This is a genomic window from Pseudomonas sp. KCJK8993, assembly GCF_046230915.1.
GTDB lineage: Bacteria > Pseudomonadota > Gammaproteobacteria > Pseudomonadales > Pseudomonadaceae > Aquipseudomonas > Aquipseudomonas piscis.
Map to the genome: position 1 here is coordinate 1 of NZ_JBJJLO010000171.1, position 9,793 is coordinate 9,793.

8 protein-coding genes are annotated in these 9,793 nt (G+C 63.2%); 2 read left to right on the top strand and 6 right to left on the bottom strand.

Features of this window, described 5'->3' with window-relative positions; translation table 11 throughout:
* Positions 1 to 175: 175 nt before the first annotated feature.
* From ACK6AU_RS30360 to ACK6AU_RS30385, 6 genes are all read right to left on the bottom strand, one after another.
* Complete coding sequence (locus tag ACK6AU_RS30360) at positions 176 to 925, bottom strand: tRNA-dependent cyclodipeptide synthase (protein ID WP_185697965.1); 750 nt, start codon at positions 923 to 925, stop codon at positions 176 to 178.
* 4 nt (positions 926 to 929) lie between these two features.
* On the bottom strand, positions 930 to 1,706 hold the full coding sequence (locus ACK6AU_RS30365; protein WP_185697964.1) for a 2OG-Fe(II) oxygenase: 777 nt from the start codon (positions 1,704 to 1,706) through the stop codon (positions 930 to 932).
* 289 nt (positions 1,707 to 1,995) lie between these two features.
* A complete protein-coding gene (locus ACK6AU_RS30370; RefSeq protein ID WP_409303359.1) occupies positions 1,996 to 2,958 on the bottom strand; it encodes an aliphatic sulfonate ABC transporter substrate-binding protein in 963 nt (320 codons plus the stop codon).
* Between the two features lie 3 nt (positions 2,959 to 2,961).
* Entirely contained in the window at positions 2,962 to 5,430 is a 2,469-nt protein-coding gene (locus ACK6AU_RS30375; protein ID WP_409303361.1) for a TonB-dependent receptor plug domain-containing protein, read from the bottom strand.
* Positions 5,431 to 5,455: 25 nt separating this feature from the next.
* The gene (locus tag ACK6AU_RS30380) at positions 5,456 to 5,953 is read right to left on the bottom strand and encodes a RidA family protein (RefSeq protein ID WP_185697961.1); all 498 of its coding nucleotides are present in this window, start codon (positions 5,951 to 5,953) and stop codon (positions 5,456 to 5,458) included.
* A gap of 89 nt (positions 5,954 to 6,042) precedes the next feature.
* Complete coding sequence (locus ACK6AU_RS30385; protein ID WP_185697960.1) at positions 6,043 to 7,620, bottom strand: FAD-dependent oxidoreductase; 1,578 nt, start codon at positions 7,618 to 7,620, stop codon at positions 6,043 to 6,045.
* Positions 7,621 to 7,941: 321 nt separating this feature from the next.
* Here ACK6AU_RS30385 and ACK6AU_RS30390 point away from each other — a divergent pair, with 321 nt between their 5' ends.
* Both ACK6AU_RS30390 and ACK6AU_RS30395 read left to right on the top strand, forming a co-directional pair.
* Positions 7,942 to 8,958 carry a hypothetical protein gene (locus ACK6AU_RS30390; RefSeq protein ID WP_185697959.1) on the top strand — a complete coding sequence of 339 codons (1,017 nt, stop codon included), beginning with the start codon at positions 7,942 to 7,944 and terminating at the stop codon, positions 8,956 to 8,958.
* A 50-nt stretch (positions 8,959 to 9,008) separates the two neighbouring features.
* Positions 9,009 to 9,701 carry a hypothetical protein gene (locus ACK6AU_RS30395; protein ID WP_409303364.1) on the top strand — a complete coding sequence of 231 codons (693 nt, stop codon included), beginning with the start codon at positions 9,009 to 9,011 and terminating at the stop codon, positions 9,699 to 9,701.
* Positions 9,702 to 9,793: the final 92 nt, after the last annotated feature.

Below are 9,793 nucleotides of genomic sequence, written 5' to 3' on the forward strand. Positions count from 1 at the left end.
GCGGTATTGACGATGGTGAAATCCACACAACCGAGAAAACTGGCGATGCTCACTCCGAGCAAGGCCCACCATTTGCGTTGCTGTTGCGCAAAAACGCCCATGGAAACTCCTTGAATTCACAAATCCCGTTGGCCGTGCCCCACGGCGACGGCCATTGGCAGAAAAAAACACGGACTCAGATGGCGATGGCGCCGCGGGTCCAGTTCGGGTGAATGGCGCCGGGCAAGGTGAACGGGATCGGGATCCCGCGCTTCTTGAACTTCAACGGCAACCAGCGCACCCGGTCCGGGCTGTGGGGCTCGATCAGCAGGTCGCGGCTGGTGGCCATGGCCGTGGTCATCTGCTGCGGATAAAGCACGTAGTGGTAACCCTCGTCGGCCCACAGCGGCAGGATGATCGGGATCTCCTCGAGGATGTATTCCCGGCACTGGGCCGCCGCCCGCTCCAGGTCAGCCTGTTCGTCGCGCAGGCGCAAGCGCTCGATGAACACACCGATGGTGCTGTCGATGGCCTCGCGCAATTCCGCCCGTTGCTGGTAGACCTGGTTGAGGTGCTGGCGCAGTTCGGCATAACGATCGCTGGCCAGCTCCTGGTTCCAGCGCGTGATGTGGTAAGGCACCCGCAGGCCATCGAGGATCGCCTGGTTGCGCGCCAGCCAGGCATCGCCATCGCGGATCGCCGCCGACAAGGCCTCCCCCGGCGACTGGCCATGCTTGTTGTGGCGCTGCAGGGTGTCGGCCACCACCACCTTGACGTGGCTGAAGCCGGACTGGTTGATCAGGTGGATGGTCGAGCGCAGCTTCTGGTCCTCGTGGTACTCCTGGCCGACGCTGACCGCCAGTACCACCCGCTTGCCCTCGAACTGATGCTCTTCGCCGCCCTTGTTGAAGTAGGCCTTGAGGTTGATTTCCTGCACCTTGCTCATGAATTCAGCTCCAGTAGGCCAAAGGTTGTTGTTCGCCGTAATAACCGATGAAGACCCCGAGGGTGACCCGGGTGCTGGTGGCCGAGGGGCGCACCGCGTGGATCAGCCGCGGGTTGAGCAGGATCAGGTCGCCGGGCTCGGGCTTGACCACGAAGTCCGGCGGCGGCAGCAGATGGCGTTCGATACCGTAGGCCCGTTCGCCGCGCAGGCGGTCGTATTCCTGTTCGTCCGGCTCGATGCCCCAGATCTCCAGCTCGCCACCGTCCTCGGGAATCTCCAGGTAGATGTTGGTCGACAGCTGGGTCAGCAACGGCGGGCTGTGGCCCTCTGGCGCATTGCGCTCGAGCTTGTCGGTATGGGGCGTGAGATCGACTCCCGAGCCCTGGAAACGGGCGATACCGACAAAGCACTTCTGCCCGTCCACTTGCAAAAGGTGCGCCCCCCGGGGCCAGACCTCGTCCAGCAGCAAGCGCAGCTCATCGATGGGCGAGGCCAGCGGGCGGAACAGGTTGCGGATCTTGCGGATGTTGGGCAGCGCCAGGGCGTGGTATTCGGCCCGGCTCTGCTCATCCTGGATCTCGATATAGGCCTTGCCGATGCGCACGAACTCCTGCTGCTGGCTGAAGGCACTGCGCAGGTCCTGCTGGTACAGGTGGTCGCGCGCCACCTGCAAGGTATCCGGCGGACAGAAACCTTTGAGCTGGACGCCGTAAGAGCGTTTTTCCACCACATCGATAATGTGCCGCGCTTCAAGTTTGTCGGCAGTAGTGACTGTGAACATGCAAGCTCCCTTATTCCCTGGAAGTAGCGTTGAAGTGCATCTGGATGGAAGGTAATAATTTGTTGCAAGGCCACCTTAGGCAGTCGCCCAAGGCTTGTGAAATACCCTTTACCTCTAATATCCAAACTTAAAAATGTATCGAAAATCAGGCAAATACCGGCCATCACAGGCCGCTTTAACAGGCTGCGGGACAAGTATTAAATTCACTGATAGTTAACTTGAAAGACTGACATCTTTAATTGGTTAGTTACTCTTTCCTCCTGAGCTTTATTAATCAAACCGCCATCGTTCATTCAACTTCATTGAACTGCCGATCGATGTGGGCCGAGGCCTCGAAAGACTTCTGGATGATGCCCTCCTCCCGATACAGATCGGCGGTGCGTTGCAGGTCTTCCACCACCGGCGGCCCCACGGCGATACGCCGGGGTTCTGCATAACGGTTGGAACGCAGGTGCACCTCCACCGGCAGTCCGCTATAGCCGGCCTGGATCCGCGAGAACGCCTCCTGGTGCTGGTTGGCCCAGGCATAGGCACGCCCCAGGCGACGCAGGAAATCGGCGATCTGCGCAGGTTTTTCGGCAATCGCCTGGTCGTTGGCCACCAGCAGCATATGCCCGGCGAACAACCCCGCGCCGCTGACCAGCACCCGGGTGCCACCCTCCAGCTGCACCATGCTGGTGTAGGGGTCCCAGGTCGCCCAGGCGTCGGCCTGGCCGTTGCTCAAGAGGCTGCGGGACTCGGCGGGCTGGAGAAAGACGAACTGCGCATCGCTGCCATGCAGGCCCACCGAGCGCAAGGCCGCCAGCGCCAGGAAATGGCCGATGGACCCGCGGGGGGTGGTGATGCGCCGACCCTTGAGGCTGGCGGCGTCCTGCAATGGCGAGTCATCCCTGACCACGACCGCCACGGCCGTGGGGGTGACCTTGAGCTTGATCACCCCCACGGTCTTGAGCGGCGCCCCAGCCGCGGCGGCGAACACGAACGGCGCATCTCCCAGGCTGCCGATGTCCACCGCCCCGGCGGCCAGGGCCTCGGCGGTGGGCGCGGCGGCAGCGAACGAGGCGAACTCGATGGGGTACGGCACCTGCTCCAGCTCTCCAGCCGCTTGCAGCAGGATCTTCAGCGACTGCTTCTGGCTGGAGACCCGCAGCGTCGGTTCGGCCAGGGCCTGGGCGCCGAGCAGCAAGCCGCCGCATAGCGCAATCACTGGGCCCAAGCGCTGGCGCCAGGACTTGCCGGCAGGTTCGGCCATCACTCAGAACGCCAGGCTGACACGGCTGTAGTAATAGCCGCCACCCAGGCCGTAGGGCGAGAACATCCCGTACTCGTAGGTGCCGGCCCAGGCCTTGAGGCCGATCTTGTCCGGGTAGACATCGAACAGGTTGTTGGCCCCCACCGCCACCGTGAGGTTCTGGGTCACGTCGTAGGCCACGTCCAGGTCGGTGATCCACTTGGCGCTGTAGGTCCGGTCGTTGGCCGGGATGTTCGAGCCTTCGGTGTATTCGCCAAAACGGGTCAGCTGCAGGTTGGTGGTCCAGTCGCCGACCTTGTAGTTGGTGGACAGGATCCATTTGTCCTTGGGCGTGGACTGGGTCAGGTCGATCTGTTGCTGGCGGTCGAACAGCACATAACCGGCCCCCAGCCGCGACAGCGCCGCCGGGGTGTCGGCCAGGTCGCGAATGGTGGTCTTGTTGTGGTTGTAGGCGATGCTCCACTTGGCCGTGCCGTACTCACCGAACGACTGGCTGTAGTCGGCCACCACATCCACGCCCTTGGTCCGGGTGTCCGCGGCGTTGGTGTAGTACTGCCCGGCAAGGTTGGGCGACAGGCCGTTCTCCACCAGGATCTGCGACACCGCCGGGCCCTTGAGGATGCCGGTCTGGAGGATGCGCTTGTCGATGTCGATCAGGTAGAAGTCGGCGGTCAGGCGCAGGCGCTCGGTGGGCTCGGCGGTAAAGCCCAGGCTGTAGTTGCGCGAGGTTTCCGGCTCCAGGTCCTTGGCGCCCAGGGCGATGGCCTCGGGCGAGTTGGGACGCATCTGCTTGGTGCGCACCGAGGTGGTGGTGCCGGCGGCGCCGAACTGGGTCACGGTACTGGTGGTGGAGAATACGCTCTGGGCCAGGGACGGTGCGCGAAAGCCGTTGCTCACCGCCGCCCGTACCGCGTAGCCGGGCAGGAATTCGTAGCGGGTGGTGAGCTTGCCGCTGGTGGTGTCGCCCACCCCGAGGTTGTACTTCTCGTAGCGCGCCGCCGCCCCCACGTACCAGTTGGGGGTGATGTTCAGGCCCAGGTCGATATAGGCCGCCTCGCTATGCCGCTTGAGGCTGTAGGCATCCTCGGGGGTGGTGCCGTTGACCGAGAACAGCCCCGGGTCGGGCACCACACCGGCGAAAGGCCCGGTGGCGGGAATGTAGCTGCCCTGGTTATAGGAGTTGGCCTCGCCCTCCTCCAGCGCGTACTTCTCCCAGCGGTACTCCACGCCAAAGGACGTCTCCAGCGGGCTGCTCCAGCCGATGTCCAGGGCCCGGGAAAAATCCAGGTTGTTGGTCCACTGGTCGAACACCAGGTTGCCCAGGTGGAAGTCGTGCTGGCTGTAGGGACCGTTGGAAATGTTCAGGTTATTGGCCGTGTCCAGCACCCCACGGTCCTTGCCATAGGTGCTGGACAGGTCCCAGTCCCAGCCGCCCAACAGGCCCTTGGCGCCGCCGGCGACCTGGAAATCGGTCTCGCGGATTTCCCGGCGGGCCTGGCCACCGTTAGGGTACGGGGCGTTGGGCACCCCGGCCAGGCTGGTGATGTCGGTGGGCTTGCGGTGCCCCAGGTTCTTGTTGCTGTTGCGGTAGCTCAAAGTGGAGAACGAATACAGCTTGAGGTCGTCCTCCAGGGGCAGCTCGGCGTTGTAGGCCAGGCTGGTGGTGCGGTCACGCCCCAGGCCGTACTCGGTGCCCCAGCCCTGGCGATGGCTTTCCCTGGGGTCGGGCGAGCCATCGGGCTGCTTGAAATACAGCTGGCCGCTGGCGGCGCTGGAACGCTCGTAGGGTTCCTGGAGCTTGGCGTCCCAGGACAGGTTGATGAACCCGCCGTTGTCCCCCAGCTTGTTGCCCCAGTTGAAGGCCTCGTGGCCGGTGGTGCCGTCGCCGTCGTAGTACTGGCCCAGGCTGGTGTCGGAGGTCAGGCCCTCGGCATTGCGCTTGAGGATGATGTTGATCACCCCGGCGATGGCGTCGGAGCCGTACTGGGCCGCCGCGCCATCGCGCAGCACCTCGATACGTTCGATGGCGGCGGTGGGGATCAGGTCCAGGTCCACCGGCACCGAGGCATTGCCGACCCGGGCACCGTTGTTGATCAGCGCCGAGTTGTGCCGGCGCTTGCCGTTGATCAGCACCAGCACCTGGTCGCCGCCCAGGCCGCGCATGCTCACCCCACGCACCAGGAACGCGGTGCCGCCACCGTTGATGGTGGGCACGTTGAACGACGGCAGCAGCCGTCCGAGCATCTCTTTCAGGCCGTTCTGGCCAATGCTGCGCAGTTGCTCGCTGTCGATCACGTCGATCGGCGCCGGGCTGTCGGTGACCGTGCGCTGCTGGCTGCCGCGCACTCCGGTGACCACCACGGTGCCCAGGGTCTCGTCGGCGGCCAGCACCTGTTGCGCCGGGGCCAGGCCCAGCAGTCCGAGACCCAGGGGGGCGGCGCCCAGGGCGATTTTATGCAAGGAAATACCCATGACTTCAGATCCTTTCGAAGAATGCTCAACGCACTCGGGCGGCAACGGTTTCGACTTCGATCAAGGCGCCGGGCAGGACCAGCCCCGCCACTTGCACCGTGGTCCGGGCTGGCTTGAACGGCTGCTCCTGGGTCCCGAAGAACTCGCGGAAGGCGGTTTGCAGGCCATCGAAATCCAGCTTGCCGCCCAGCGCCGGATCGCCCACCAGGTAGATGCGCAACTGCACCACATCGCCCAGGCCCAAGCCCCGGCTGGCGAGGATCGCCTGCACCTTGCCCAGCACCACCCGCGCCTGGGCCTCGGTATTGCCCACCGCGTGGATCTGCTCCTTGGCGGCCTTGGGGTCCACCGGGTCCGGCAGCAGGCCGGACAGGTAGGTCACCTCGCTATTGGCCGGCAGGGTCACGGCCTGCAGGATCGGCGAATTGGGATAGGTGGACGGTATGCGCTGGATTCCTGCGGCCCAGCCATTGGCGGCAGCGAACAGCAGCCCCAGCCCTACGACGGTATTTTTCAAAGACATGCAAAGACGCTCCCAAGGTTGTGGTTGCCAGCCTCGGAGGTCCGCTACCCGGCATGGGTTACCGCTGTTTTTATGAATGTTCGGCCGGTTCAGGCCGTTTGTTGTAGCGATGCGCCTTGCGCCCGCTGGAACAGTTGCCGCACCACCCGGCGGGCGGCGCCGGCGGCGGCCTCCTGCCAGATCCCCACGCCGCTGTGGGCCAGGCCGTCGCTGGTCAGGTAGACCCGGCCCTGGGGCTGGTTGAGCAGGCTGTAGTCCGGCTCGACCACTTCATGGCTGATCCAGGGCCCGAAGTTGTAGGGAATCCGGCTCCAGGCGATCACCAGCGGATGGCGCAGTTCATGGCTATGGCCCGGGTGCAGCAGCTCCACTGCCTGGCGGGAGATCTCGATCTGCTGGGCCAGGCTCTTCTCGCCGAATTTGCGCGCGGTCTCGCCATTGTTGTAGGCCGCCACCAGCACCCCTTCGGGCTGGTTGAAGCCGCCACTGGGATACCACAGCCCCGAGGCCTCCTGGTTGATGAAGGACAGCCCGCCGTAGATCTGGTACTGGCTCTCCCAGAAGCGTCGCGACTGCCAGGCCACCTTGTTGGCGTAGCCGAACTGCACGGCGGCGATGGCCTGGCGCACCGGTGCGCTGAAGTTGTTCTCGACCCGGGCCAACAGCGGCAAGGGCAAGGAGCTGATCGCATAGTCGGCCACCAGGCGCTGGCTGCGGCCGGTGCGCCGGTCCAGGTAGGTCACCTCGACGCTGTCCTGGCGGTTGCTGATCGAGCGCACCTCGCTGTGCAGCCGCAGTTGCCCCTTCAAGTGCCGGGCAAAGGCCTGGGGGATGCGGTCCATGCCGCCCACCGGCTGGAACATGGTGGGCGAAAACTCCGGGTATTCGTCGATCATCAGCGCCGTGGTCAGCGCCGGGTTGAGCAGGGTCTGCAAGGGCAGCGGATCGTTCTTCTGCGCCAACTGGTCGCCGGCCCCGGGCCAGACCTTGTAGCCGGAGCGGGCCGACCCCAGGTACTCGAGCTTGTCCGACAGGTCGCCCCAGGTCTTGAGGAAGCTCAGCAGGTTGTCGCGATCCGCCGCGCTCAGTTCCTGGTCCAGGGCGTGGCGGTTGACCGCCTTGGCCAGCAGTGCGGAAAAATGCCCGCGGCTGTCATTGACCGCCTGGCGGATCTGCAGCGCCGGCTGGTTCAAGTCAGGGCGGACCAAGGCATTGCGGCTGGTGTTGACCAGTACCTCCAGTTCCACCCCCAGCTCGCGGCAGTAGCCGAGCATCAATTGGTGGTGGCTGGGCAGGCGCCCGGCGCCGGCATTGAGGTAGAAGCCCGGATCGAAGCGCGCCACTTGCACGCTGCCATCGCTGTACTCCACCCGATCGCCGCCGCGCACCGTCCAGTTGCGCCCGCCGACCCGGTCGCGGGCCTCGAGCAAGGTTACCTTGAACCCGGCCTTGTGCAGCTCATAGGCACTGACCAGGCCGCCGATCCCGGCACCGATCACCACCACCCTGGCGCCCTTGCCCACCGGTATGGCCGGCAACGAGGCGTAGTTTTCCTCGACCGCCTCGGCATGGCCCGCCATGCCGAACAAGCCCATGACCGCGCTCGCCGCCTGGACGCCGCCAACCGCGGCGATACGGGCGATCAATTGTCTTCTGGTCAGTGGCATGCCAGCGCTCCCTGCTGCGGATGGATAGTACGTTCGGTTATAGCCCGGCGACTTGTGCAGTCACTTGGGTCTATGGAAAGCCATCCTAGGGGCGCTTATTTAATAAGAGAAATACATTTTAAGCATATGCAAATATTACTTTGTTTCATATTCAAGCGATTATGAACTGCGTCACACGCATAAATATTCACCACTGCATAGCCTCAGTGCACTGCGTGGAAAAGACTAGCCTGGCTCCACTCGTCTACGCCTATAACATAATTATTGAACGGTAACATTTACGATGATACCGTTCAAAAAAATAGTTACCAAGGATGAGTCATGACTCAAGATTTCCAGCCAATCGAAGCAGATCTGCTGCTGTTGGCCGCCTATATCGAAACCGTGCTAGGCGACCGGCCAACATTCGCTACCTGGTCCCACGCCGCCAAACTCCCCCATTACCTGACCAGTACCTATTCCTGCCTGGAGATGAAGCTGCTGGGGCAGGCCTGTATCGTGCTCATGCAAAACCAGCAGGTGTCCATCAGCCTTCCCGATATCAAGAAACACCTGCAGGCCCTGCGCAAGCTGACCGATGCACCACTGCTGCTGGTGGCGCCCGCACTGGCCTCCTATGAACGCAAGCGGCTAATCGAAGCAGGCGTGCAGTTCATCGTGCCAGGCAACCAGCTGTTCATTCCCGAGCTGGGCCTGGATCTGCGGGAATACTTCCGGGCCCGTCAGGAAAAGATCGAACACCTGAGCCCGGCGACCCAAGCCATGCTGATTCACCTGCTGATGAACAACTGCACATCCTCCCTGCAGCTCTCCCAGGCGACCCTGGGCCAACCGTTCAAATACTCCAAGATGACCATCTCGCGGGCAGTGAAGGAGCTCAAGAGTCTGGATCTGGTCACGCTGGGCGCAGATCGCCAGCAACACATCGAGATCCATACTCCTGCCCGCCAGCTCTGGCGCAACGCCAGGAAACACATGCGTTCCCCGACCAGGAGAACCCTGTGGCTGAATACGGTCCCGCAGCTCGATGGGCAACCTTTGCTGCTCGCGGGCGAATCGGCCCTGGCAGGCCAGACACTGTTGGTCGCCCCCCGGTTGCCGATCTATGCCTGCTCGAGTGAAACCCTGGCCAGGCTCCAGGGCATCGACGCGACGATCATCGAAGTCGCTCGGGACGAAGCAGTCTGCGCGCTGGAAATCTGGACCTACGAACCCACGATCTATGCGTGGGCCAAGCCTTGGGTCGATCCTTTCTCGCTGCTCCTGAGCCTGCAGGAGAGCAAGGATGAACGGATCCAGATCGCCCTGGGCCAACTGGAGGAAGACATGCAATGGTGAGGGGGCTGGAGCGCTTTCGAGAGTTCTTTGCCGACTACAGCGATCGCTATGTGCTGATCGGCGGGGTAGCCGCCTACCTGAGCATGGAGGAAGCCGGCCAGGCATTCAGGGCCACCAGGGATCTGGACATCGTGCTGATCGTCGAGGCCCTGGACAGCTCCTTCGCCGCCGGCTTCTGGGACTTTGTGCGGCATGGTGGTTATCGGATCAGGCAACGTAACGACAGGCCGGTCTTCTATCGCTTCACCACACCGCAAGACGACAGCTTTCCAGCGCAGCTCGAACTTTTCTCACGCAGCCCCAGTGAAATCGACCTCGCCGAGGGGGCAACCTTGAGCCCGCTTCCCGTCGAAGAAGCCGTATCGAGCCTGTCCGCCATCCTGCTCGACGACCGTTACTACGACTTCCTGCTGGGCGGCATACAGCAAACCGACTTCATCAGCCACATCGGGGCCAATCGCCTGATCCCACTCAAGGCTCATGCCTGGCTGAACCTGACCCAGCAACAGAGCAACGGTGAAAGTGTCGATAGCAGGAATATTCGCAAGCATCGCAATGACATTCTCAGCCTTTCGGTGCTGCTGGCCCCCCGATCGATAGTGTTGCCCCAAGCCATCGCCGAGGAATTGAGCCGGTGCCTGGCGCTGCTGGTTGAACAGTCGATTGAGCCGGCAACCCTTGGCCTGAACGAAGAACTGCCCGCCGTGCTCCAGCGAATCAGACAAGCCTTTCACCTGGCCTGACCTGGGCTCAGTTATCCGCAACTGCCTTGGCCTGGGCTGCTGCCAGCACCCGCAACAAATTACCGCCCCAGATCTTCGCTAGGTCGGCTTCG